The sequence below is a fragment of the Anaeromyxobacter sp. PSR-1 genome (genome assembly GCF_000964525.1).
GTDB lineage: Bacteria > Myxococcota > Myxococcia > Myxococcales > Anaeromyxobacteraceae > Anaeromyxobacter.
In genome coordinates this window covers 1-24140 of sequence record NZ_BAZG01000053.1, presented here as the reverse complement: position 1 = coordinate 24140, position 24140 = coordinate 1, and the positions used below count along the sequence as shown (strand labels likewise).

Genomic DNA, 24140 nt, shown 5'->3' with positions numbered 1-24140 from the left:
GCTCGAGCAGCGCCACCGCCTCGGCCACCGCGCCGCGCCGGCGCAGCAGCGTCCCGAGCGCGATCCGGACCGCGCCCGACGAGGGCCGCTGGGCCAGCGCGCGCCGGAGGTCCCGCTCGGCGCCCTCCCGGTCCCCGAGGCGGGCCCGGGCCAGCCCGAGGCGCAGCGCGGTGGCCGCCTCGGGACGGAGCTGGTCGGCGCGGGCGAGGTGCGGCAGCGCGCGCTCGGGCTGGCCGGCGGCGAGGAGCCACGCGCCCAGCTCCGCCTCCAGCGCCGGGGCGTCGGGGTGGTCGCGCAGCGCCTGCTCGTAGAGCGGGATGGCGTCCGCGTAGAGCGCCCGGCGCGCGGCGGTGCGGGCGCGCGCGTGCGCGTCGGAGACGGGCGGCGCCTCGGGCCCGTCGGGCGCGTCGCCCGACGGCTCCTCGTCCTCGCCGGCGGGCAGCGCCTCGTCGGTCACCGCGATGCGGAGCGGCTCGTTCCCGCGCCGGCCGGCCCAGGCCTCCAGCGCGAGCGCGCCCGCCACCAGGGCCGCGAGCCCGAGCAGCATCGGCCAGAGCCGGTCCAGGGCGACGCGATCGCCGGGGCTCACGCGGCCCTCCCTTCCGTCGCGGCCGCCAGCGCGGGCCCGAGCCCCCGGCCGTTCACGTTCTGGATCTCCAGCCCGGGCCGGGCGTTGATCTCCAGCACCAGCGGGCGCACCTCGCGGTCCACCACCACGTCCACCCCCAGGTAGCCGAGCGGCACCGCCGCGGCGGCGCGGCGCGCCACGTCCAGCACCGCCGGCCAGGCGGGGAGCTCGAGCCCGAGCAGCGGCGCGCCGGACTCGGGGTGGCGCTCCACCGGGCGGCCGCGGTGCAGCGCGCGGAAGGTCCGGCCGGTGGCGAGGTCCACCGCGATCCCGAGCCCGCCCTGGTGCAGGTTGGCGCGCCCGCCCGACTCGGCGGTCGGGACGCGGATCATCGCCATGACCGGCGACGTCCGGAGCGTGACGACGCGCAGGTCGCACAGGCCGTCGCCCCACAGCCCGGCGAACAGCGGGTGCGGCTCCACGCGCCGCTCCACGAACGCGCGGTCCTCGAGCTGGTTGGAGTGGACGCCGAACACCACGTCGGCGAGGTGGCGCCCGAGCGTGCGCGGCGAGAGCGGCTCGCCGCCCGCCTTGCGCCAGCAGCCGGCCTCCGCGTCCCAGCCGCCGACCACCAGGATGCCGCCGCCGCCCGCGCCGTTCGCAGGCTTCACCACGAACTGCGAGCGTCCGCGCAGCGCCTCCACCACGCCGGGCACGGCGTACAGCCCCTCGCACACCGCCAGCGTCTCCGGCGCCGGCACGCCGGCGGCCTGGAACCGTTCCTTCGCGAGCAGCTTGTCGTCGGCGAGCGGGTAGTGGCGCCGGTCGTTGTTCGGGTAGACGAGCGCCAGGTTGCGCCGGTTGATCCCGTAGACCTCGGCGCGCCGGACGAGCGCGCCCCGGAGCCGCGCCGCCGCCCGCGAGAGGGCGCTCACGCCTCGCCCCCGAGCAGCCCGCGGAAGCGGCGGTACTCGCTGAGCCGCATGCCCACCCAGCGCCCCAGGTACACGTTCGCCGCCACCACCAGCAGCAGCACCTCCGGGAAGCCGATCACGAGCACCTGCAGCGCCAGCGAGCTCATCACCGCGTGGCACGCCAGCATCACCGCCAGCGTGCCGGCCAGCTCCTTCCCGGCCGCGCGCGCGCCGTGCTCGGTGAGCGACAGGTAGAAGCGCTCGGCGCAGATGGCGAGCACGGCGATCGGGAACATGGTGACGCGGGTGAGCGCCGCGATCCCGGCGCGCTCGGCGACCATGGAGGTGGTGAGCAGCGTCAGCACCACCGCGGCGAGCAGGATCGCGAGCGTGGGGGAGTGCAGCAGCTCGAGCCGGGTGAGCCCCCAGCGCACGGCGGCGACCGCCGCCACCACCAGCAGCACCGCCAGCACGCCGTACCCGGCGCCGGTCTCGCCCGCCGAGGCGGCGAGCAGCGCGGGCAGGAAGGTGCCGAACGTGGGCATGCCCACCACGTTCCGGAACAGCACCACCAGGAGCGCGCCCACCGGCAGCATCAGCACGGTGCGGAGCAGCGCGAACGGGAGCCGCAGGCGGTCGAACAGCCCCCAGACGTCGAACAGCGTGAACGTCGCCTTGGCCTGCGGCGACGGCACCAGCGCGCCGTGCGTCTCGAAGCGGTAGTCGAAGTTCACGTCGGCGGTGTGGCGGAACAGCGCCTCGTCGCCCACGTAGAGCGTGAGGTAGCGCTCGGGCAGCTCGGCGAAGTGGCCGTTCGTGGGGCAGAACGGGACCCAGTGCCCGGCCACCCAGGCCTCCACCCACTGGTGCGAGGTCCGCTTCGCGCCGGGCTCGAGGATGAGGCCGCCCACCAGCCGCGCCGGGATCCCGGCCGCCCGCGCCAGCGCCACGAACAGCCGGCTCTTGCCGTTGCAGCTCGACTCGCCCAGGCGCAGCGCGGTGAGCGCGTCGGTGGTCCCCTTGAACGGCCGGGGCTGCAGCGACGCCGCCAGCGCGTGGATGCGCCGGAGCCGCTCCACCACGCCGCCCTGGTCCCCGCCGATGCGCTGCAGGGTGGCGCGGATCTCCGGCGCGTCCACCTGGATCTCCTTCTCCGGCCGGAGCCAGGCGGCCGCCGAGGGCGGGTAGGCGGAGGGCACCTCCAGCCCGGCGGGCAGGTCGTACGACACGCGCCGGGGGAGCACCTTGAACGCGTGCCGGATGCGCGCGCCGTTGGGCACGTCGGCGCCGCTCCAGGTGGCCACCCGGTTCGGCCCCTCCATCGACTGCGAGAGGTGCAGGCCGGAGGTCTGGTCGCGCTCCTCGGAGATGGTCTGGTGCGCGTCGCTCGAGGGCAGGAAGCTGCGGACGCGGACGTCGCCGCCGTGGCCGTCGAGGTCGAGCGCGTAGGTGACCTCGTACTGGCGCACCGGCAGGATGTCGGCGAGGCGGTAGCCGAGCGCGCGGACCTTGTACGCCATGAGCCCGGCGGTGCCGAGGACGAGCGCGAGGACGGTGAGGCCGAGCTTGTGCGGGTGCGAGAGCGCCATGGTCGGTGTGGCGGTTCGACCCGGCGGACGGCCGGCCGGCCACACGCGGAGGTCGCCCGTCTCGGGGCGTCGCCCCGCCGACCGTGCGGCGATGTCGCGGCGGGTGGCAGCGGCACCGCGGCGCTGGGCGCGCGCACGACGCCGGTGTACCAATGGGGACATGGACGCCCCGCGCCGCCCCGTCGCGCGCCTGCTCCGGTCCCGGACCGGCCGCGTCGCCGCGGGCGTCGCGCTGGCGCTCGCGGCGGTGGCCGCGGTGCGCGCGGCGCGCGGGACGGCGGCGCCCGGCTACGCGGTGGAGCGGCGGCCGCTGGTGCAGCGGGTGGTGGCGAGCGGGCGGGTGATGGCCCCGGCGCGCATCCAGGTGGGCGCGGTCGCGACCGGCAAGGTGGCCGCGGTCCGGGTGGACGAGGGCGACGCCGTCCGCGCCGGCGACCTGCTGGTGCAGCTCGACGACGCGGAGGCCCGCGCCGCGCTGGCGCAGGCGCGCGCGCAGGTGCTCCAGGCGGCGGCGCGGCTGGAGCAGTCGCGCGGCCCGGCGGCGCGCGGGGCGAGCGAGGCGCTGCGCCAGGCCGAGCTGCGCGTCGAGCTGGCGGAGCGCGCGCGGGAGCGGGCGCGGAGCCTGGCCGACGCGGGGAGCGCCAGCGTCGCCCAGCTGGACGACGCGGAGCAGGCGCTCGCGCTGGCCCGGAGCGCGCGGGAGAGCGCGCTCGCGCAGGCCACGGCGGCGGCCGGCGCCGGCCCGGACCAGCGCCTGGCCGAGGCCGCGCTCGCGGCGGCCCGCGGCGCCGAGGAGGTCGCCCGCGCGCGCCTGGAGGACCGGCAGCTCCGCGCGCCGGCCGCGGCGACGGTGATCCTGCGCGACGTCGAGCCCGGCGACACCGTGACCGCCGGCGCGCGCCTGCTCGTGCTGGCGCGCACCGGCGAGACGCGGCTCTCGGTCGAGCCGGACGAGAAGAACCTGGCGCTGCTGCGCGCCGGCCAGCCGGCCCGCGCGGTGGCGGACGCGTTCCCGGACGCGCCCTTCGAGGCGACGGTGTCCTTCCTCGCGCCCTCGGTGGATCCCGCCCGCGGCACGGTCGAGGTGCGCCTCGCCGTCCCCGCGCCGCCGCCGTTCCTGCGCCCGGACATGACCGTCTCGGTGAACGTGGAGGTGGGCCGCAAGGCCGAGGCGCTCGTCCTCCCCGCCGACGCCGTCCGCGACGCCGGCGGCTCGCCGTGGGTGCTGGCGGTCCGCGGCGGCCGGGCGGAGCGGCGCGCGGTGCGCCTCGGGCTGCGGGGCGACGGGCTGGTGGAGATCGCCGAGGGGCTCGCCGCCGGCGACGAGGTGCTGGCGCCGTCCGCCGCGGTGGCCGAGGGGAGCCGGGTGCGGGTGCGCCGCCTGCCCGGGCCGGAGCTGGGCCGTGCCCTTTGAGCTGTTCGTCGCGCTGCGCTTCCTGCGCGAGGGCCGCGCCCAGACCGCGCTGGTGCTGGGCGGCGCCACGGTGGGCGTCGGGGTGATCGTCTTCCTGACGGCGCTCATCGGCGGCCTCCAGGAGACGCTGGTCGAGCAGACGCTCGGGTCGCAGGCGCACGTGGTGCTGCGCCGGCCCGAGCGCGTCCCGACGGTGCTGCCGCCCGGGCCGGGCGAGGCGCTCGCCGCGGTGGTGGAGAAGATCCCGGAGCGCGATCGGTCGGTGGAGCAGTGGCCGGAGGTGCTCGCGCTGGTCCGCGGCGCGCCGGGCGTGGTGTCGGCCACGCCCACCGCGGCGGGCTCGGCCTTCGCGAGCCGGGCAGGGGTGTCGCGCGCCGTGGCGCTGCGCGGGGTCGAGCCCGGGAGCTTCGACCGGGTGATCCCGATGTCGCGGCGCATGAAGGCGGGCGCGTTCCGGGTCGGCGGCGAGGAGGTGGTGATCGGGGCGGTGCTCGCCGACGAGCTGGGGCTCGCGGTGGGCGACAAGCTCCGGATCACCAGCGCCGAGTCGCGCTCCGACCTGTTCACGGTGGCGGGCGTCTTCGACCTGGGCAGCCGGGACGTGAACCAGCGCTGGGTGCTGGTCTCGCTCCGGGCGGCGCAGACGCTGCTCGACCTGCAGGGCGGGATCACCGGCGTCGAGCTGAAGGTGCGGGAGCCGTTCGCCGCCGAGCGCGTCGCGCGCTCGCTGGCCGCGCGGACCGGCCTGCTGGCCGAGAGCTGGATGCAGCTCAACCAGCAGCTCCTCACCGCGCTGCGCTCGCAGAGCGCCTCGTCGCTGCTCATCCAGTCGTTCGTGGTGCTGGCGGTGGCGCTCGGGATCGCGAGCGTGCTGGGCATCTCGGTGATCCAGCGGTCGCGCGAGATCGGGATCCTGAAGGCCACCGGGACCACCACCGGCACCGTGCTCCGCATCTTCCTCATCGAGGGCGCGCTGGTCGGCGGCGCGGGCTCGATCCTCGGCTCCCTGCTCGGCACCGCCATGTCGCTCGCGTTCGCGACGCTGGTGCGCAACCCGTACGGCGAGGCGCTCTTCCCGGTGGAGCTGACCCCGGGGCTGTTCCTGCTGGCGTCGGCGGTGGCGGTGGGCACCGGGCTGGTGGCCGCGGCCTACCCAGCGCGGCGCGCCGCGAAGCTCGATCCGGCGGTGGTGATCCGCTATGGCTGAGCCGGTGGCCACGCCCACGGTGGAGCTCTCCGGCGTCCGCAAGGACTACGTGGCCGGCCCGGTGGTCACGCCGGTGCTGCACGGCGTGGACCTCGAGGTGGGCGCGGGGGAGTTCACCGCGCTCATGGGCCCGTCCGGCTCCGGGAAGTCCACGCTGCTCAACCTCATCGGGCTGCTCGACCGGCCCACCGCGGGCCGGGTGCGGGTGGCGGGCCTCGACACCGCCGCGCTCGACGACGACGCCATGGCGCGCACGCGCGGGCGCACCATCGGGTTCGTGTTCCAGTTCCACCACCTGCTGCCCGCGTTCACCGCCCTCGAGAACGTCATGATCCCGATGATGGCGGCGCGGGGCCGGCCGGCCCCGGACATGGCCGAGTGCGGGGAGCACCTGCTCCGGCAGGTGGGCCTGGGCGCCGTGCTGCACCGCCGCGTCACCCAGCTCTCCGGCGGCCAGCAGCAGCGGGTCGCCATCGCCCGCGCCCTCGCGATGGCCCCGCGGCTGGTGCTGGCCGACGAGCCCACCGGCAACCTCGACACCCACGCCGCGGACGAGGTGTTCGCGCTGCTGCGCGAGTTCAACCGCCGGGCCGGCATCACCTTCCTGATCGTGACGCACGACCCCCGGCTCGCCGACCGCTGCGACCGCATCGTCGAGCTGGTGGACGGGCGCATCGTGGCCGACCGGCCCAACCCGAGGAGCGGAGCATGACGGTGTCCGAGGCGCTGCGGGCGGAGGCCCGCCGGGCGCTCGCGCTCTCCGACGAGGCGCTGCTCGCCGAGTGCGACGAGAGCTTCTTCGTGGGCGGCGGGCCCGGCGGCCAGCACCGCAACAAGACCGAGAGCGGCGTGCGGCTGGTGCACCGGCCGACCGAGCTCACCGTGACCGCCACCGAGCGGCGCAGCCAGCTGCAGAACCGCGGCGCCGCGCTCGAGCGGCTGCGCGCGCGGCTCCAGCCGCTGGCGCACCGGCCCAAGCCGCGGCGGCCCACCAAGCCGACGCGCGGCGCCAAGGAGCGGCGCCTCACCGAGAAGAAGCGGCGCGGGGAGCGGAAGGCGTCGCGGCGCGGCTGGGAGTGACTACCAGCGGCCGGTGACCGGCGGCGCGCGCTGCGCCTCAAGCTGCGAGGCGAGCGGGACCAGCTCGGCGAGGCCGGCGCGGACCAGCCGGTCGAGCGCGGCCCGCACCTCGGCGCCCGGGATCCCGGCGTCCTCGAGCGCATGGCCCAGCTCGGAGAGGCCGCGGGGCTTGCCCTTCAGCTCGCCGAGCAGCACGCCGTCGCCCGGCTCCACCGCGCGCGGGGAGGCCCAGCCCGCCAGCGCCGCGTCCAGCACCGCGCGCCCGGCGCCGCGCGCGCCCAGCACCGCGGCGCGGTACGCCTCCTCGGCGTCGCGCCCGGCGGGCGACAGCGTGAACTTCTGCCCGCGCGCCCAGCGCGGGCCTTCCCGAGGCTTCGGTTGCATGGTCGGAGGACGGGTATCGGCCTTCGGGCCGGTCCTTGTCAACCGCAACGGCTGGGAGGCATCAAGCGCGGGTGCGCGGGGCCGCTCAGCAGGCGCCGCCTTCCCAGGCCGTGTTCCAGGCGACCAGGCCCTCGCGCCCGAACACCTTCTGCACCTCGATGCGGAGGCCCGGGATGAGGTGCTTCTGCCGGTGCTCCGCGAGGAACGTGATCCCGTCCTGCTCGATGAGCGCGTCGCGCTCGGGGTCGGCCGACTCGTCCAGAGTCAGTTGGTAGCTGATGCCACCTCAACCATGGCCGACGTGGATGCGGACGTAGCGGCTGCTGGGGTCGCGGGAGAGGTGCTCGAGCAGCGCGGTGCGCGCCGCGTCGGTCACCTCGATCGTGGGAGTCGTCTCGGTGGAGGCACTCATGGTGGGGTGGGAGCCGGGACCGGGCGGAAGGGTTCCGGCCGGGCAGCGGGCCCCGGAGCCGTGCGCCGGCGCGGCCGCGGCGGCATGCAACCGTCCGTGGCCACGCGGGGATCGGCCGAGTCGGCGGACGCGCCGCGCCGCAGGGCGGCGCCGGGCTGGGGCGGGGTGCGCGTGCTCGCGCTCGGGCACTCCACCCGGCCCATCGACGCGTTCATCGACCTGCTGCGCTCGGTCGGCGCCGTCACCGTGGCCGACATCCGCACCATCCCCCGCTCGCGCGCGAACCCGCAGTACGAGGGGTCGGCGCTGCGCGCCGCGCTCGCGAGGGCCGGGATCGGCTACGCGCACCTCCCGCGGCTCGGCGGGCTGCGCCACGCGCGGCGCGACTCGCCGAACGGCGCCTGGCGCAACGCGAGCTTCCGCGGCTACGCGGACCACATGGCCACGCCGGAGTTCGAGGAGGGGCTGCTCGAGCTGCGCGAGCTGGCGCGCCGCGGGCCGGTGGCGCTGGTCTGCGCCGAGGCGGTCCCCTGGCGCTGCCACCGCTCGCTGGTGGCGGACGCGCTCCTGGCGCGCGGCGTGGGGGTGGAGCACGTCACCGGCCCCGGGCGGACGCGCCCGCACCGGCTCACCCCGTTCGCGCGGGTGGAGGGGCGGCGCGTCACGTACCCTGCGGACGGGCCCGCCGCTGCCGCACCGTGATGGCCACCCCGGCGATCGCGCTCGCCAGGATGAGCGCGTTCGTCACCACGAACACCCAGTTGCCCACGAGCAGGCTGTAGAGCGTGAACCCGGCCGACGCGGTGGTCTGCCCGGCGAAGAGCCAGCGCGACACGCCCGCGCCGGTGCCCTCCCGCCACTGCTTGTGCACCTGGCGGGCGAGCGTGGCGAGCAGCACCGCGGAGCTGAGCCAGCCGAGGAGCTCGGTCACGCCGGATCACGGTGGCCCCGGGCCGCCGCGCGGGCACGCCGCGGTTGCCTTCCGCCCGCCCAGCCACGACACTGGCCGCCGCCCCATCGCCCGATCCGGAGGTCCCCGTGCCCACCGCTGCGCTCGCGCTCGCCGCGCTCGTCCTCGCCGCCGCCCCCTCCCTGCCCGCCGCCGGCGCGCCCGCCGCCCCGGTTGGCGCCCAGCCGGGCGCCGAGGCCCGGACCGAGGTCCACGCGCTGGTGGAGCGCTGCGTGGCGGCCTACGGCGGCAAGAAGGCGGTGGTGCGGCTCGCCCGCGTCCGGGAGGAGGGGACCGTCACCTCGCTGCTGCACCCGGGGCAGCCCGGGCGCATCACCCGCGTCTACCAGCGGTCGGGCAAGCTGCGGGTGGAGATCGCGTTCCCCGGCGCGCCGGTGGAGGTCCGGGTGCTGGACGGCGGCCGCGGCTGGCGCTTCGGCGAGGAGGTGGGCGGCCCGTTCCTGATGTCGATGATCCTGCAGGCCTCGCGGCTCGACCTGCCGGCGCTGCTCGCCGCCTGGGAGAACAAGCTCGAGGATCGCGGCGCGTGGGAGGCGGACGGGGCGACGCTGCGGGTCCTGGCGCTGGAGGTCGCGCCGGGCGTGGTGGTGGAGGCGGGCATCGACCCGGCCACCGGCCGGATCCTGCGCTCGCGCGGCGCCTCGCGCGGCGGCGGGCCGGTCGAGTTCGTCACCACCTACTCGGACTTCCGGACCGTGGACGGCGTGCTGGTGGCCTTCCACGAGGGCAACTGGGCGAACGGCCAGACCACCGGCGAGACCGTGCTGGAGAAGGTGGAGCTCCCGGCGCGGATCGACCCGGCGGCGTTCCGGCCGTAGCGCCGGACGGCTCAGAGCGCGTGAATCAATCCCCGGACCGAGCCGGGCGGTCGAGACGCGAGCAGCGCGAGGCGCGACGACCGAGCATGCCCCGAGGCATGTGAGGGAGGAGCAACGACGCGATGCGACGCGGATCGGCCGCCGCGGCGACGGGAGGGGATTGGTTCACGTGCTCTCAGGTCCCGACGCGGACGAGCGTGAGCAGCGGCTGGTCGGGATCGCGGGGCGGCTCGGTGAGGTCGAGCTCGCAGGTGATGGCCCAGTCCACCTCGCCGGCCTCGTCCACGATCCGCTGCACCGCCTCCCAGCGCCGCGGGCCCAGCTCCTTCACGAACGTGTTGTGCGGCCGCCGCGCGGCGGGCGTCACGTCGATGCGCGGGTGCGCCTCCCAGTAGGGCGCCATGGCCGCCTCGAGCGCGGCCGGGGTCCACTCCGCGCCGGGCGCGAGCGCCGCCACCGCCGCGGCGTGGTCCTTCCGCGCGAGCGCCACGAGCAGCGCGTGCAGCTCGTTGCGGATGCGCGCCGCGAACGCGCGCGGGTCGGCCCAGACCGGCGGCGGGCCCAGCGTCGCGGCCACCGCCGCGCGGGCGTCCACCGCCGCCGCCTGGTAGGACGGATCGCGCATGCGCTCCCACTCGTCGATGAGCGAGGAGTCCACGCCGCGCACGGTCGCGCGCAGGAACGCGATCACGTCGAGGAGCGCGTCGTCGCGGTAGGTCTCGGGCACGGTCTGGACCAGCGTCTTGTACGTCTCCGAGAGGTAGCGCAGCACCACCCCCTCCGAGCGCTGCAGCTCGTACTCGCGCACGTAGTCCGCGAACGTCATGAACCGCTCGACCATCTCGCGGGCCACCGACTTCGGGCGGATGTTCTCGGCGCCGACCCAGGGGTGCTTCGCGGCGAACTCGTTGAAGGTGGCGTACACGAAGTCGCGGTTGGGCTTCGGGTACTCGACCTTCTCCAGCTCGGCCATGCGCTCGTCGTACTCCATGCCGCGCGCCTTCATCTCGGCGACGGCCTCGCCGCGGGCGCGGTCGAGCTGCTTCCACAGGATGACGTCCGGGTCCTCCAGGATCGACTCCACCATGGAGAGGACGTCGAGCGCGTAGGTCTCGCGCTCGCGCGGGATGGCCGGGAGCGTGTCGAGCAGGTACAGCGCGAGCGTGTGGAACAGCGAGAAGTCGCGCTGCAGCCCGGGCGCGGGCCGCAGGTACGCGCCGCGGTAGCCCTCGATCCGGCGCACCTCGACCAGCCCCGCGGCCCGGAGCGTGCGGAGGCGCTGGGCGGCCACGCGCCGGTGGCGCGCGCGCACGTAGTCGTTCCCGTGGGAGCGGGCGATGATCTCGACCAGCCTGCCGTAGCCGCCGCCCACCCGCGTGGTCTCGCTCTGCAGCAGGTTCACGAGCAGCCCGAAGGTCGGCTCGAAGCGGCTCTCCATCGGCTCCGGCTCCTTCTCCTGGAGCCGCTGGAAGGTGTTCCGGTCGAAGTGCACGTAGCCCTTGGTGGGCGGCTGCTTCTTGACGACCTTCTTCCCGGCGGCGGCCTTCTCGGCGAGCTTCTTGTTCTCGACCACGTGCTCGGGCGCCTGCGCCACCACGTACCCGCGATCGTCGAAGCCCTTCCGGCCGGCGCGCCCGGAGATCTGGTGGAAGTCGCGCGAGGTGAGGATGGCGGTCTTCGTCCCGTCGAACTTGCAGAGCTGCGTGAAGAGCACGGTGCGTATGGGGATGTTGACGCCCATGCCCAGCGTGTCGGTGCCGGAGACCACCTTCAGCAGGCCGCCCTGCGCGAGCTTCTCGACCAGCAGCCGGTAGCGGGGCAGCAGGCCGGCGTGGTGCAGCCCGATCCCGTGGCGCAGGAAGCGCTGCAGCTCCTTGCCGTAGGGCGAGTCGAAGCGGGCCCCGGCCAGCGCCTCGGCGATGCGCGCCTTCTCCTCCTTCGAGGAGAAGTTCGCGCTCATGAGGTTCTGCGCCTGCTCGGCGGCGGCGCGCTGGGTGAAGTTCACGAGGTAGATGGGCGCCCGGCTCGACGTGACCAGCTCCTCGATGGTCTCGTGGAGCGGCGTCTCGCGCCACTCGTGCTCGAGCGGCACCGGCCGCGCCGCGTTCCGGACCGCCGCCACCTCCCGCCCGGTCACCTCGCGCAGCGAGGCCTCGATGGCCCGCGTGTCGCCGAGCGTGGCGGACATGAGCAGGAAGCGGGCCTTCTCGAGCACGAGGAGCGGCACCTGCCACGCCACCCCGCGCTCCCGGTCGCCGTAGTAGTGGAACTCGTCCATCACCACCGCGTCCACGGGCGGCTCGGCCTCGCGCACCGCCAGGTTCATCAGGATCTCGGCGGTGCAGCAGACGATGGGCGCGTCGCGGTTCACCGCGCCGTCGCCGGTCATCATCCCCACGTTCTCGGGGCCGAACAGGCGGCAGAGGTCGAAGAACTTCTCGTTGACGAGCGCCTTGATCGGGCAGGTGTAGAAGGACCGCTGCCCGGCGGCCATCGCCTGGAAGTGGAGGAAGGTCGCGACCAGCGACTTGCCCGAGCCGGTCGGCGTCGAGAGCACGAGGTGGTTGCCGTCCAGGAGCGCGAGGATCGCCTCCTCCTGGTGCGGGTAGAGCGAGAGCCCGGTCGAGGCGACCCACGAGACGAAGCGGTCGAGCACCGCGTCGGCAGGGAGCGGCGGCGCGCCGGCGGGCGGGAGCAGCGCGGCGAGCGGGGCGCGCAGGGGCTCGGGGCCCGGGGCGGGCGCGGGGCTGGGCGTGGACATGCGTGGGCCTTCGTACCGCGTGCGCGCCCGCGGCGCCAGCCGCGCGGAGGCCGCTCGCTGCGGCGCCGCGACCGGTTGCCCGACCCGCCGCCGGCCGGGTATCAGGGAGGGATGAGGAGGAACCGGATGAAGCTGACACCGTGGGTGGCGCTGCTCGCGCCGGCGCTGGCCGCGGCCGCGGACGCGCCGGCGAAGCCGGGGCCGCAGTGGTCGGGCGTGGTGGGCGCGGGGGTGATCGTCCTCACCGGCAACGCCGAGACCACCACCATGAACGGCGCCGCCAGCGCGCAGCGCGAGGCGGGCGGGTGGATCCTGGCCGGGAAGGCCACCGGCGTGTACGGGCGGACGCGCCCGGCCAGCCGGGACGAGCCGGCCCAGACCGTGGCGCTCGGCGCCGCCGGGCAGCTCCGGGCCGACCGCAAGCTCGCCGAGCACGTCACGGTGTTCGCCCTGGGCGGCGCCGAGACCGACCACGTGGCCAGCCTGGAGTACCGGGCCTACGGCGAGGGCGGCGCCGGCTGGCTGTGGCTGGACCGGAAGCAGGACGCCGGGGGCGAGCTGCTCCTGCGCACCGACCTGGGCGTGCGCTACACCTACGACGCGCGCTGGCAGTACTACGGGACCGCGGACGCGCCCGAGGGCGACCTGCCCGACGTCGAGGCGGTGGCGCCGCGCGCGGGCCTCGCGTTCCGCTACGGCTTCTCCGAGCACGTCAAGCTGGTGCAGGAGGCCGAGGTGCTCGCGAACGTCACCGACGGCGAGCGCTGGCAGGTGCGGTCGCTGACGAAGCTCGCCAGCCGCCTGGTGAAGGCGGTGAGCTTCGGCCTGTCCTACCAGGTGGCCTACGACTCGGCGCCGGCGCCCGGCAAGGTCCGCACCGACACCGCCCTCGGCGCGACCGTCGAGGTCGCCTTCTGAACGACAGCTCGCGGCGGGCCCGCTTCGCTCGCCGCTACAGCCACAGGAAGCACGCCAGCACGACCGCGGTGGGCGCGAGCGCCGCGGCGGCGAGCGAGGCGGGCTTCACGCCGTCCGGGAAGTAGCGCGCCAGCGCGGCCTGGCCGGCGGGGTTGGGCGCGTTCGCGATGACGGTGAGGCCGCCGCCCGCCACCGCGCCCGCCACCACCGCGTAGCGCGCCGTCGCGTCGAACGTCGGCACCAGCGAGGCCAGGTAGGTGATGGCGGCGTTGTCGTTGAACGCGGTCAGGCCGGCCGCGCCGAACATGAGCGAGAGCGGGTCGAGGCGCCCCAGCACCGGCGCGATCCACCACTGCTGGAGCGCGCCGTGCACCACCAGGCCCGCCAGGAAGAAGCCGACCAGGATGGGCGCGCGCAGGTCGAGCGGCTGCTGGTGGGGGGCGGTGGCGGTGTGGAACGCCATGAAGAACAGGAACAGCCCCACGAACAGCGGCGGCGTGTGCGCCGCCTTCACCACCAGCGCGAGCAGGACGAGGTGCACCACCACGATCCAGGCGGGCGACCGGGACGCCGGCTCGTCCGGCCGCGCGCCCGCGTCGCGCGCCGCCGCGTCCGCCTCGGCGCGCGCGGCCAGCGCCGCCAGGTCCTTCCGGAAGATCACCGCGTAGAGCAGGTTCGACACGGCGATGGCGACGGCCGCCTTCCAGCCGAAGTTCGCCAGCATGTGCGGCGTGTCCCAGCCGAACCGGGCCGCCACCATCAGCACCGGCGGCGCGGCGAAGTGCGTCAGCGTCCCGCCCACCGAGACGTTCACGAACAGCAGGCCCAGCGTGGCGTAGCGGAGCCGGCGGGTGGGATCCAGGTCGAGCACGCGCCGGCCGAGCAGGAGCGCGCAGATGATCATGGCCGCGGGCTCGGTGATGAGCGAGCCGAGCAGCGGCCCGAGCGTGAGCGTCGAGAGCCACCACGCGAACGGCGTCCCGCCCCCCAGCTGCGCGACGCGCCCCATCACCGCCTCGGCGAAGGACAGCACCGGCCGGGTGGAGGCGAGGGCCATCACCACCACCACGAACAGCGGCTCGGTGAAGTTCACGTGGCCCAGGAACGCCTCGGCGGTCTTCGAGCCCTTCGCGACGGTGATGGCGATCATGAGCGGCAGCACCCAGATGCCGAACACCGCCTCGACCTCGCCCAGGAAGTGCAGCACCTCCACCTTGCCGCTGTGCGCGCCGGGGCCGCGGTCCGCCTCCACCCGCTCGCGCAGGCGGTGCGAGGCTGCGAGGAACCGCGGCGCGAGGAAGGTGTGGAGGATGGCGAGCAGGAACAGCGCCGTGGCGACCGCGTTGAGCGGCTCGGCCTGCACGCGGTGGAGGAGCACCCCCCAGAGCGACAGCCCCTCCTCGCCGACGTAGCTGTCCAGCGGCGGCGGGAAGGGCGCCCCGGCGGGCGGGGCGGCGGCGGCCGCGAGCGCGGCGGGGACGGCGGGCAGGTTCACGTTCGGTGCTCCTCCGGAACGGTTCGCGAGGAGCGGAGCCTACCACCCGCTGCGCGGTGCCGCGCCCGGGATCGGCCGCCGCACCCCGCCGCGGCGCGTCCGCAGCGCCGGGGTGGCGGCCGGGCCGCGGCGGGGGCAGAATCCCGGCGTCCCGCGGCGGCGAGGTGGTGAGGTGGAGCGGATGGCGAGGAAGTTCCGGTACGACTGGTACGGTGCGCTCGCGGGCGTGGGCCTGCCCCTGGTCGGCACGGTGATCGAGGCCGCGACGCACCTGGGGAGCCTGGCGCCGGGGGCGCTGTTGCACGCGCACCTCGGCCAGCCGCTCCTGTGGATCATGGACACGACCCCGTTCGTGCTGGGCGGGCTCGGGCGGGTGATCGTCCGCCAGCACGAGGAGCTGGTCCGGCAGAGCGACGCGCTGGTGCGGCAGAGCCAGGAGATCGTGCGGCTGGAGCAGGCGCGCCGCGAGAGCTTCGAGCGGACCGCCTCGGAGCTGGCCCACGCTGCGCAGGCGCTGCTGGCCGACGTCCGCGACATCACGCGCACCACCACCGAGACGGCCGCCTCGGTCCGCGCCACCACCACCGCCATCAACCAGCTCTCGCAGACCGCGGCCGCGGCGTCGCTCACCGCCGACGGCGTCATCGGCCTGGCGCTGCGCGCCGAGCGCGCCGGCGAGGAGGGGCTGCGGCAGGCGGAGGCGCCGGACGCCGGGCTGCCCGCGCTCGCCGAGGAGGTGCGGGGGCTCTCCGCCACGCTGCGCGAGTCGGCGCGCGCCGCCCGGGAGATCGCGCGGGTGGCCCAGCAGCAGGAGGGGGGCATCGAGCTGGCGCTGAAGGCCATGAACCAGATCGCGCTCGCGACCGAGGAGACGGTCACCTCGACGCAGCACGTGGCGCGCGAGGCGCGCGAGCTGGAGGGGCTGGCCGCGTCGCTGCGGGCCGCCACCCGCGCCTAGCCTGGGCGCGGCGATCTGGCGGGCTCCCCCCGCCTGGTGCACAATCGCGCGAATCCGGGAGGGATTCCGCCGATGCGCACCCGTAGCCACGCCACCACGTATGCCCTGTGGGGCGCGCTGTTCGGCGTCCTGTTCCCCGTCGCCGGCACCGTGGTGGAGGCGGCCAGCCGGCCCGAGTACGGCCTGAGCGCGGCGGGCATGGTCCGCGCCATCGGCGGCACCCCGCTGCTCTGGATCATCTTCACCGCGCCCTTCTTCCTGGGCGTGCTCGCGAGCTTCGCCGGGCAGCGCCAGGACCAGCTCGTCGCGATCGAGTCGGTGCGCCGCGACGGCTTCCTGAAGACCGCGTCGGAGCTGTTCACCGCCGCGCAGTCCCTGCTCTCGACGGTCTCGTCCTTCTCGTCCATGACCGCCGAGACCGCCGCCTCGGTCCGCGAGACCACCGCCACCATGGGCCAGCTCGGCCAGACCGCGACGCGCGCGGCGCTGACCGCCGAGACGGTCATCGGCCTCGCGCGCCAGGGCGAGCGCGCCTCCTCCGACGGGCTGCAGGCGGTCGAGGCGGGCATCGGCGAGCTGGCGAAGCTGGCGGACGAGGTGCGCGGGCTCTCGCAGCGGATCGAGGCGCTGAACGGGCGGATGCGCGACGTGTTCGAGATCTCCTCGGTGGTCGGGTTCGTGGCCGAGCGCTCCCAGCGGCTCGCGGACCAGGCCGGGCAGGTGGCGCAGCGGGCCGGCGCCGGGGCGGACGGGTTCCGGGAGGTCGCCGCCGAGATGCGGCAGCACGCCGACGACGCGAAGCGCGCCTCCGGCCAGGTGCGCGCCATCCTGGCCGAGGTCCACAAGGCGATGCTGGCCGCCATGACCGCCGCCGAGGTCGGGATCCGGCGCGCCGAGCAGGGCGCGCAGGTGGCGAGCGGCACCGGCGACACGATCCGGCGCCTCGCCTCGGCGCTGCGCGACTCGTCGCAGGCCGCGCAGGAGATCGCGGCGGTGGCCCAGCAGCAGGACCACGGGATCGACCAGGTGCTGAAGGCGATGAACGAGATCTACCTGGCCACCCAGGAGACCATGAGCACCACGCACGCGGTGGCGACCGAGGCCAAGGCGCTCAACGACCTCGCCTCCGGGCTGAAGCGCGCCGTCGAGGCGTAGCCGCTACTTGCCGCGGGCGGGCGCGCGCTTGCGCGCCGGCGCGGTGAACAGCACCTGCAGGCGCCCGGTCGTCCCGTCGTGCCGCTCGACGTGCTCCGGGATCACGCGCAGCAGCGCCACCTCGCGAGGGTCCGGCCCGGCCGGGAACCAGCGGCTCCAGGACGGGTCCCACAGCTCGGTCATGAGCTTGCGGTCGCGGATCACCTCGCCGGCGCCCGACACCGTGACCGTGGTGCCGTCCTGCGCGTCGAAGAAGATGAGCGCGCAGCGCGGGTCGTGCTCCAGGTCGCGGCACTTGGTCGAGTCCGGCGCGGTCGCGAACCAGATCTCCTCGCCGCGCACCTCGTGGCGCATGGCCATGGGTCGGCAGCGCAGGTGCCCGTCCTCGCCGCGCGTGGCGAGCAGGGCGGTGCGGAAGCGGGCGAGCAGGCTGGCGGTGGCGCGGGGATCGTCGGACATGGAGGCCCTCCCGCCGTCCATGGTGCCACGGCGGGCGGGCGGCGGGGAGGGCGAAGCCGGGGCCGGGGCCCGCTACCGGTCGCGCCAGGCGGTCTGCTTCAGCCACTCGCGCACGGACGGGCGCCGGAACACCCGCTGCGCGTAGACGGCGAGCCGCTCCGGGCAGGGGTCGCCGTTGTGGACGAGCCGCTGCAGCAGCAGCGCGAGGTCCGCGTCCGCGATGGTGAACTCGCCGGCCACGTGCTCCGCGCCGGGCGGGAGGAAGCGGCCCGCCACGGCCACGAGCCGCTCGGCCGCGGCGCGGCCGGCGGGCGTGAACGGCTTCGCCGCCGCGCCCTCGAACAGCGTCGCGGTGGAGCGCTCCACCCGCACCTCGAGCACGTCGCTGCGCGCGAACGCCTGCACCATGCGGACGCGGGCGCGCTGCCGCGGGTCGGCGGGGTAGAGCCGCGCGTGGGCGGGCGGGGGGAACACGTCCTCCAGGTACTCGTCGATGGCGGAGGACTCCGCCACCCAGAAGTCGCCGTGGCGCAGCGCCGGGACGCGCCCGGTGCAGGAGGGCTCGGCGTACTCGGGCCGGCGGTGCTGCCCCGCCTCGAGGTCGAGCGCCTCCACGCGGAACGGGAGCCCCTTCTCCTTCAGCGTGACGAAGGCGGAGAAGACGTAGGGGCTGGTCCAGCCCTTGTTGCCGTACAGGACGAGGTCGTCGGTCATGCCGCGCTCTCTATGCGCCGGCGGCCCCGGCCGCAAGCCCGCCTGCGCGGCCGCCGCCCGCCCGCGCGGGGACGGGCGGCGCGCCGCGAGGACGCTACTTCACGATGTCGAGCAGCTCGACGTCGAAGGTGAGGACCGCGTTGCCCGGGATGACGGGCGGGCGGCCCTGCTCGCCGTACGCGATCGCGGCGGGGCAGACGACCTTGGCCTTGCCGCCGACCTTCATCTTCTGCAGCGCCTCGGTCCAGCACTTGATGACGCCGTTCAGCGGGAACTCGGCCGGCTCGTTGCGCTTGCGCGAGGAGTCGAACACCGTCCCGTCCACCAGCTTGCCCTCGTAGTGCACCTTCACCTTGTCGGTGGCGGTCGGGGTGGCGCCGGTGCCCTGCTTCTCCGGGATCACGACCGCGCCGGACGCGGTCTTGATGGCGCCCTTCTCCTTCGCCATCTTGTCGAGGTAGCCGGCGCCCTTGGTCTTCTCGCGCTCGGCGGTGACGGCCATGCGCGAGCGCGCCAGCTCGTTCACCTGCTGCTGCGACTTCTCGTCGAGCTGGAACTTCGGCTTGCCGGCGGCGCCGTCGCGGATGCCCTGGAGCACCTTCTCGAGCTCGCCCGGCTGCAGCGCGAACACGTCCAGGCTCTTGGCCACCGCCAGGCCGACCGAGTACAGCGCGCGGTCGGTGTCGGCGGGCGCCTTGGCGGCGGGGGCGGCCGGCTTGGCGGCGGGCGCGGCGGGCTTCTTGTCCTCGGCGCGCGCCGAGGCGGCCAGCGCCAGGGCGGCGACGAGGGCGATGCGGAACGGCTTCATGTGGGGCTCCCTTTCTGGTCCGGCGTTGACGGGGCCGGTCCCGGCGCTGCGGAGAGGCTCTGGCCGATCGGGACGGCGGCGCGCTCGTCCAGCTCGACCTGCTTCCGGTGCAGGAAGCGGAAGACCGCGACCACCACGCTCGCCACCGGCACCGCCAGCAGCGCGCCCACGATCCCGAAGCTGCGCTCGCCCACCACCAGCGCCAGCACGATGAGCACCGGGTGGATCCGGGCGGCGTCGCCCATGATCTTCGGGTTGAGGACGTACGCCTCGAGCGCGTGGACCACCGTGATCCAGCCCAGCGCCAGCAGGGCCTTGGTGAGCCCGCCACCGGTGAGCGCCAGGAGCACGATGGGGACGGAGGAGAGGATCGTGCCGAAGATGGGCACGACGTAGAGGACGAAGGCGAGGAAGCCGAGCGCGAACGCGAACGGCACCTTCAGCACCAGCAGGCCGATCAGCGTGAGGACGCCGTTCACCACCATGATGGTGAGCTGGCCGCGCACCACGCCGGAGAGCCCCGCGTCGATCCCGGCGCGCAGCCGGCGCAGGTCGGCGCGCCAGTGCGAGGGGACCACCGTCTCGAACCAGCGCAGGATGCGGGGCGCGTCCATCGAGATGAACGCGGTCAGCATGAACAGCAGCACCACGAAGAACAGCGTCTGGATGGTGCCGGCCAGGATGGCGCGCGAGAACGCCACCACGTCGCTGACCCGGCCGCGCAGCGCCAGCGTGAGGTCGTGCAGCGCGCTCGCCATCCCCGCGGCGAGGTCCACCGAGAACCGGCCGCCGGGGGTGTCGAGCCCGCCGGCCGAGGGCGTGACGTCGAGCGGGATCCCGTAGCGCTGCAGGAACGCGTCGATGGCGCGCGTCCACTCCTGCACCCGCTCCGGCGTGATCGAGGCGAGGAAGTCCCTCAGCTCGAGCAGCGCGCGGATCGCCTCACGGTACACCGCGGGCAGGATGGAGACCGCGGCGATCCAGACGAGCGTGCCGAGCACGGCGTAGACGACCAGCACCGCGACGACGCGCGGCACCGCCCGCCCGGCCACCCGCTGGCGCGCGATCCCGGCGATGACCGGGTCGATGACGTAGGCGGCGAGCCCGGCCAGCGTGAAGGGCAGCAGCACCGGCCAGGCCAGCGCCACCACCCCCAGCATCATCACCCACAGCAGCGCGGTGAGCGCGTAGAGGCGCGTGCGCGGTCGCCTCCAGAGGGGCAGGTCGGTCTGCATCGGGCGGCGAGTATCGCCGAAAGCGCGGCGCCCCGCCCGTTCCCTTTTCGCGCCGGGAGCGGACGGGGCGGACGTGGGGGAGGGCGATCACTCCTCCAGCGTGGAGACGTCGCCCTCGGGGAGGCCCTGGGCGCGCGCCTTGAGCACGCGCCGCATGATCTTGCCGGAGCGCGTCTTGGGCAGCGAGTCCACGAACGTCACCTTCTCCGGCCGCACGATGGGCCCGAGGTGCTGCGCCACGTGCTGCTTCACCTCGTCCTCCAGCTCGGGGCTGGGCTTGAAGCCCTGGCGCAGCAGGCAGTAGCAGTGGATGGCCTGCCCCTTCACCTCGTGCGGCAGCCCGATGACCGCCGCCTCGGCGATGGCCGGGTGCGCGACGAGCGCGCTCTCGATCTCGGCGGTGCCGAGCCGGTAGCCGGACACCTTGATGACGTCGTCGGTGCGGCCGATGACCCAGTAGTAGCCGTCCGCGTCGCGCTTGGCGGCGTCGCCCGCCATGTAGCGGCCCGGGTACTTCTCCCAGTAGGTCTTCACGAACCGCTCGGCGTCCTTGTAGACGGTCATGGCCATCGCCGGCCAGGGCCGCTCCAGCACCAGGAACCCCTCCTCGCCGTCGGGGACCGGCTTGCCGGTGTCGTCGAGGATCGAGACCTGCTGGCCGAAGAACGGCTTCGCCGCCGAGCCCGGCTTCAGCGGGAGCGTCGGGACCGGCGTGATCATGAACATGCCGGTCTCGGTCTGCCACCACGTGTCCATCACCGGGCAGCGGCCCTTGCCGATGACGCGGTGGTACCACTTCCACGCCTCGGGGTTGATGGGCTCGCCCACCGAGCCGAGCAGCCGGAGCGTGGAGAGGTCGTGGCGGTTCGGCCACGACTCGCCGAAGCGCATCAGCCCGCGGATGGCGGTGGGCGCGGTGTAGAGGATGGTGATGCCGTACTTCTCCACCAGCGACCACCAGCGGTTCGGGTACGGGTAGGTCGGCGCGCCCTCGTACATGAACGTGGTCGCGCCCATGAGCAGCGGCCCGTACACGATGTAGCTGTGGCCGGTGACCCAGCCCGGATCCGCCGCGCACCAGTAGCGGTCCTCGTCCTTGATGTCGAAGACGTACTTGAGCGTGGAGTAGATGCCGACCTGGTAGCCGCCGTGCCCGTGGATGAGCCCCTTCGGCTTCCCGGTGGTGCCGGAGGTGTAGAGGATGTAGAGCGGGTCGGTGGCGTCCATCACCTCGGTCGGGCAGACGCCCGCGGCGAGGGGGAGCTTCATCAGCTCGTGGTACCAGTAGTCGCGGCCCGCCTCCATGCGGACCTCGTGCGCGGTGCGCTGCACCACGATGACCGTCTCCACCGTCGGGCAGCGGCGGACGGCGTCGTCCACCGTCTTCTTCAGCTCGACGATCTTCCCGTTCATGAACCCGCCGTCGGCGGTGATCACGACCTTCGACTCGGAGTCCTCGATGCGGCCCTGCAGCGCGTCCACCGAGAACCCGCCGTACACCACCGAGTGGATGGCGCCGATCTTCGCGGCCGCCAGCATGGCGATCACGATCTCGGGGATGCGGGGCATGTAGATGGTGACGCGGTCGCCCTTCTTCACGCCCATGGCCTTCAGGACGTTGGCGAACTTGGAGACGTCGCGGTTGAGCGCGAAGTACGAGTAGGTGCGGACCTCGCCCTTCTCGCCCACCCACACCAGCGAGAGCTTGTTCTTGCGCCAGGTGCGCTGGTGGCGATCCAGGCAGTTGTGGACGATGTTGGTCTGCGCGCCCTTGAACCAGCGGTAGAACGGCTTCTCGGAGGCGTCGAGGACCTTGTCCCACTTGCGGTACCACTCGAGCTCCTCGGCCTCCGCGGCCCAGAAGCCCTCGAGGTCCTCGTCGGCGCGCTTCGCCAGCGCGGCCCAGTCCGGCACGCGCGCCTGCGAGACCACCTCGGCGGAGGGGTAGAAGACCTCACCTTCCAGCTGCGTCTTCTTCGAGCTCATCACGGGCTCCTTTTCGCCGGATCGGGCCGGACGTCGCGCGCCGGCTGGGGGCGGCCGGCGCGGCGTGGGGGCATCGGAGATCGAGTCGGACCATCGACATTAGCAGACGGACAGGCGAGCCCCGCGGGTTTTCGTCGCAGCCACGGCCGGCCGGCGGCGGCGGACAAGCGAAGAATCATGCGTCCAGGGCCCGCCGGCAGCGTGTCCCCCGGTGGGTCCCACGCCTCGCCCCGGGCCGCCCGCCCGCACGGAGGGTGACGTGGCGCCGCCGCGGGGCGAGCGCCTCCCGCCTTGGCGGGGACGCCGCCTCGACCCCCACCGGCCGCGCGGTTATCCTCCGCGCCGTGCGCCTCCCCCCGCTGCTGCGCCGCGGCGACCCCGTCCGCGTGATCGCGCCGTCGAGCCCCTTCGAGCCGGAGCAGCTCGCCCGCGGCCTGGCCGTGCTGCGCGACCGGCTCGGGCTCGAGCCGCGCATGCGCGCCGACCTGGGCGCGCGGGCGCGCTACCTCGCCGGCGACGACGCGCGGCGGCTGGAGGAGTGGCGCGAGGCGGTGGCGGACCCGGACGCGCGCGCCATCTTCTGCGCGCGCGGCGGGTTCGGCGCGAGCCGGCTGCTGCCCGACGTGGACCCGGCGCCGCTGCTCGAGCGCCCCAAGGTGCTGGTGGGCTTCTCCGACGTGTGCGCGCTCCACGCGGCGCTCAACCGCGCGGGCCTCGCCACCGTCCACGGTCCGGTGCTCACGCAGCTCGGCCGGGCGCCCGAGGCCGCGGTCGCCCAGCTGGAGGCCCTGCTCATGGGCGGGGCGCCGCGCCCGGATGCGTGGACGCCGCCCGCGGCGGGCGCCGGGCTGGCCGGGACCGCCACGGTCCGGCCGGGCCGCGCGGCCGGACCGCTGCTCGGCGGGTCGCTCACCCTGCTCGCGCACCTGTGCGGCACGCCGTTCATGCCGCGGCTGGAGGGCGCGCTGCTGCTGCTCGAGGACGTGGGCGAGAAGCCCTACCGGCTCGATCGCTACCTGACCCAGCTCCGGCTGGCCGGCGCGCTGGACGGGGTGGCCGGGGTGGCGCTGGGCCAGTTCGCGGAGTGCGACGCCGCGGGGGTGCGCGGCGCCGAGGTGGTCCGCGAGCGGGTCTCGGGCCTGGGGGTGCCGGTGGCGGAGGGCTTCCCGGCCGGCCACGAGGACGCGAACTTCTCGGTCCCGCTCGGCGCGCGCGCGACGCTGGTGGCGCCCGGCCCGGGCGACGAGGGCGCGCCGCGGCTGCTGTTCGACGGCTGGTGGGCCCGCGAAGGCGAGGGCGCCGGCCGGTGAGCGCCGCGCTGCCGCCGGTGACGGCCGTGCTGGAGGCGGGCGCGCGGGAGCGCGTCGCGCCGGCGCTCTCGGCGGCGGTGCTCCGCGACGGGCGGCTCGTCCACGCGAGCTGGCACGGCGAGCTGTCCGGGCCCGCCCCCCGCGCGCTGCGGCGCGACGACCTGTTCGACGTGGCCTCGCTCACCAAGGTGATGGCGACCGCCACGCTCGCGGCGCAGCTCGTGGAGGAGGGCGCGCTCGACCTCGACGCGCCGGTGGCCGATCGGCTCCCGGGCTTCGAGGCCGGCGGGAAGGCCGGGGTCACCGCGCGCCACCTGCTCGCACACTCGAGCGGCCTGCCGCGCTGGAGGCCGTACTTCGAGCGCGCCGCCGCGGATCCGGAGGCGGGCGCCGCGTTCCTGCCCCCGGGGCGCCGTCCCCCGCCCGCCGCGCTGGCCGGCGCGTTCGCGCGCGGCCGCGCGCGGGTCCGCGAGGCGGTGCTGGCGGAGCCGCTCGAGGCCGCGCCCGGGGCGCGCGCGGTCTACTGCGACCCCGGCTTCATCGCGCTCGGGCTGCTCGTCGAGGCGCTCGGGGGCGCGCCGCTCGCGGTGCTCGCGGAGCGCCGGGTGTTCCGGCCGCTCGGGCTCGGCGCCACGTTCTTCCTCGACGGGCTCGACCCGGCCGCCGCCGCCGCGCGGGCCGCCGGCCGCGCCTTCGTCCCGACCGGCGCGTGCCCGCGGCGCGGCGAGGCGGCGCTGCAGGGCGAGGTGAACGACGACAACGCCTGGGCGATGGGCGGCGCCGCCGGCCACGCGGGCGTGTTCTCCACCGCGCCGGAGGTCGCGGCGCTCGGCCAGGCGTGGCTGGAGGCGCTGGAGGGCCGGCCCTCGGTGGTGCCGGCGCGCGCCGCCGCCGCCTTCGCCGAGCGCGATCCGACCCCCGGCAGCGAGCGCGCCCTGGGCTGGGACACTCCCAGCCGCGGCGCCTCGTCGCTGGGCGCGCGGCT

General features: G+C 75.4%; 24 protein-coding genes. 11 read left to right on the top strand and 13 right to left on the bottom strand.

The annotated features are described in order from the left end of the window. From PSR1_RS10560 to PSR1_RS10550, 3 genes are all read right to left on the bottom strand, one after another. The coding region (locus PSR1_RS10560; RefSeq protein ID WP_160309022.1) for a tetratricopeptide repeat protein at window positions 1-589 on the bottom strand (589 nt) is incomplete at its 3' end. Continuing rightward, window positions 586-1503, bottom strand: coding sequence for a sugar-transfer associated ATP-grasp domain-containing protein (locus tag PSR1_RS10555; RefSeq protein ID WP_059437544.1), 918 nt, complete (start codon window positions 1501-1503; stop codon window positions 586-588). The genes PSR1_RS10555 and PSR1_RS10560, both read right to left, overlap by 4 nt. Then, complete coding sequence (locus PSR1_RS10550) at window positions 1500-3071, bottom strand: 7TM domain-containing protein (protein WP_059437543.1); 1572 nt, start codon at window positions 3069-3071, stop codon at window positions 1500-1502. The genes PSR1_RS10555 and PSR1_RS10550 overlap by 4 nt, the downstream gene beginning before the upstream one ends. Window positions 3072-3231: 160 nt before the next feature. Here PSR1_RS10550 and PSR1_RS10545 point away from each other — a divergent pair, with 160 nt between their 5' ends. The 4 genes from PSR1_RS10545 to PSR1_RS10530 are packed head-to-tail and all read left to right on the top strand — an operon-like array spanning window position 3232 to window position 6772. Continuing rightward, a complete protein-coding gene (locus PSR1_RS10545) occupies window positions 3232-4485 on the top strand; it encodes an efflux RND transporter periplasmic adaptor subunit (protein WP_059437542.1) in 1254 nt (417 codons plus the stop codon). Then, window positions 4475-5692: an ABC transporter permease gene (locus PSR1_RS10540; protein ID WP_059437541.1), complete on the top strand. Its 1218-nt coding sequence runs from the start codon at window positions 4475-4477 to the stop codon at window positions 5690-5692. Before PSR1_RS10545 ends, PSR1_RS10540 begins: the two co-directional genes overlap by 11 nt. After that, window positions 5685-6404, top strand: coding sequence for an ABC transporter ATP-binding protein (locus tag PSR1_RS10535; RefSeq protein ID WP_059437540.1), 720 nt, complete (start codon window positions 5685-5687; stop codon window positions 6402-6404). The genes PSR1_RS10540 and PSR1_RS10535 overlap by 8 nt, the downstream gene beginning before the upstream one ends. Continuing rightward, window positions 6401-6772 carry a peptide chain release factor-like protein gene (locus PSR1_RS10530; RefSeq protein WP_059437539.1) on the top strand — a complete coding sequence of 124 codons (372 nt, stop codon included), beginning with the start codon at window positions 6401-6403 and terminating at the stop codon, window positions 6770-6772. Before PSR1_RS10535 ends, PSR1_RS10530 begins: the two co-directional genes overlap by 4 nt. Here PSR1_RS10530 and PSR1_RS10525 read toward each other — a convergent pair whose 3' ends face one another. Both PSR1_RS10525 and PSR1_RS24835 read right to left on the bottom strand, forming a co-directional pair. After that, window positions 6773-7156, bottom strand: a complete 384-nt coding sequence (locus PSR1_RS10525; RefSeq protein WP_059437538.1) for a hypothetical protein — start codon at window positions 7154-7156, stop codon at window positions 6773-6775. A gap of 286 nt (window positions 7157-7442) precedes the next feature. Next, window positions 7443-7568, bottom strand: coding sequence for a hypothetical protein (locus PSR1_RS24835; RefSeq protein ID WP_272946345.1), 126 nt, complete (start codon window positions 7566-7568; stop codon window positions 7443-7445). 96 nt (window positions 7569-7664) lie between these two features. Here PSR1_RS24835 and PSR1_RS10520 point away from each other — a divergent pair, with 96 nt between their 5' ends. After that, window positions 7665-8270, top strand: a complete 606-nt coding sequence (locus tag PSR1_RS10520) for a DUF488 family protein (RefSeq protein WP_237757909.1) — start codon at window positions 7665-7667, stop codon at window positions 8268-8270. Here PSR1_RS10520 and PSR1_RS10515 read toward each other — a convergent pair. Further along, window positions 8230-8499, bottom strand: a complete 270-nt coding sequence (locus PSR1_RS10515; protein WP_011422456.1) for a hypothetical protein — start codon at window positions 8497-8499, stop codon at window positions 8230-8232. The genes PSR1_RS10520 and PSR1_RS10515 overlap by 41 nt on opposite strands. A 107-nt stretch (window positions 8500-8606) precedes the next feature. Here PSR1_RS10515 and PSR1_RS10510 point away from each other — a divergent pair, with 107 nt between their 5' ends. Next, complete coding sequence (locus PSR1_RS10510; RefSeq protein ID WP_059437537.1) at window positions 8607-9356, top strand: hypothetical protein; 750 nt, start codon at window positions 8607-8609, stop codon at window positions 9354-9356. Between the two features lie 175 nt (window positions 9357-9531). Here the strand turns inward: PSR1_RS10510 and PSR1_RS10505 are convergent, their stop codons facing one another. Then, window positions 9532-12117 carry an RNA helicase gene (locus tag PSR1_RS10505; protein ID WP_059437536.1) on the bottom strand — a complete coding sequence of 862 codons (2586 nt, stop codon included), beginning with the start codon at window positions 12115-12117 and terminating at the stop codon, window positions 9532-9534. A gap of 126 nt (window positions 12118-12243) precedes the next feature. On the opposite strand from PSR1_RS10505, the gene PSR1_RS10500 reads away from it, so the two are divergent. Further along, window positions 12244-13035 (top strand): DUF481 domain-containing protein, encoded by a 792-nt coding sequence (locus PSR1_RS10500; RefSeq protein ID WP_059437535.1) that lies wholly within the window; start codon window positions 12244-12246, stop codon window positions 13033-13035. A gap of 34 nt (window positions 13036-13069) precedes the next feature. Here PSR1_RS10500 and PSR1_RS10495 read toward each other — a convergent pair whose 3' ends face one another. Continuing rightward, window positions 13070-14530 carry a putative Na+/H+ antiporter gene (locus PSR1_RS10495; RefSeq protein WP_059437534.1) on the bottom strand — a complete coding sequence of 487 codons (1461 nt, stop codon included), beginning with the start codon at window positions 14528-14530 and terminating at the stop codon, window positions 13070-13072. Window positions 14531-14711: 181 nt separating this feature from the next. Between PSR1_RS10495 and PSR1_RS10490 the strand changes: the two genes are divergently transcribed. Together PSR1_RS10490 and PSR1_RS10485 are read left to right on the top strand one after the other, a co-directional pair. Then, window positions 14712-15488 carry a hypothetical protein gene (locus PSR1_RS10490; RefSeq protein ID WP_059437533.1) on the top strand — a complete coding sequence of 259 codons (777 nt, stop codon included), beginning with the start codon at window positions 14712-14714 and terminating at the stop codon, window positions 15486-15488. A gap of 72 nt (window positions 15489-15560) precedes the next feature. Next, window positions 15561-16643, top strand: a complete 1083-nt coding sequence (locus PSR1_RS10485) for a methyl-accepting chemotaxis protein (RefSeq protein WP_059437532.1) — start codon at window positions 15561-15563, stop codon at window positions 16641-16643. A 3-nt stretch (window positions 16644-16646) separates the two neighbouring features. On the opposite strand, the gene PSR1_RS10480 is transcribed toward PSR1_RS10485, so the two are convergent. From PSR1_RS10480 to acs, 5 genes are all read right to left on the bottom strand, one after another. Then, window positions 16647-17102 (bottom strand): pyridoxamine 5'-phosphate oxidase family protein, encoded by a 456-nt coding sequence (locus PSR1_RS10480; RefSeq protein WP_011422449.1) that lies wholly within the window; start codon window positions 17100-17102, stop codon window positions 16647-16649. 72 nt (window positions 17103-17174) lie between these two features. Beyond that, window positions 17175-17816 carry a glutathione transferase gene (yfcF, locus tag PSR1_RS10475; protein WP_059437531.1) on the bottom strand — a complete coding sequence of 214 codons (642 nt, stop codon included), beginning with the start codon at window positions 17814-17816 and terminating at the stop codon, window positions 17175-17177. Between the two features lie 94 nt (window positions 17817-17910). Next, window positions 17911-18624 carry an FKBP-type peptidyl-prolyl cis-trans isomerase gene (locus tag PSR1_RS10470; RefSeq protein WP_059437530.1) on the bottom strand — a complete coding sequence of 238 codons (714 nt, stop codon included), beginning with the start codon at window positions 18622-18624 and terminating at the stop codon, window positions 17911-17913. Continuing rightward, entirely contained in the window at window positions 18621-19859 is a 1239-nt protein-coding gene (locus tag PSR1_RS10465; protein WP_059437529.1) for an AI-2E family transporter, read from the bottom strand. The genes PSR1_RS10470 and PSR1_RS10465 overlap by 4 nt, the downstream gene beginning before the upstream one ends. Window positions 19860-19946: 87 nt before the next feature. Then, entirely contained in the window at window positions 19947-21845 is a 1899-nt protein-coding gene (gene acs, locus PSR1_RS10460; RefSeq protein ID WP_059437528.1) for an acetate--CoA ligase, read from the bottom strand. 344 nt (window positions 21846-22189) lie between these two features. Between acs and PSR1_RS10455 the strand changes: the two genes are divergently transcribed. After that, the gene (locus tag PSR1_RS10455; RefSeq protein WP_059437527.1) at window positions 22190-23155 is read left to right on the top strand and encodes an LD-carboxypeptidase; all 966 of its coding nucleotides are present in this window, start codon (window positions 22190-22192) and stop codon (window positions 23153-23155) included. After that, window positions 23152-24140, top strand: a 989-nt coding sequence (locus PSR1_RS10450) for a serine hydrolase (protein ID WP_059437526.1), incomplete at its 3' end; no start/stop codon positions are given. The genes PSR1_RS10455 and PSR1_RS10450, both read left to right, overlap by 4 nt.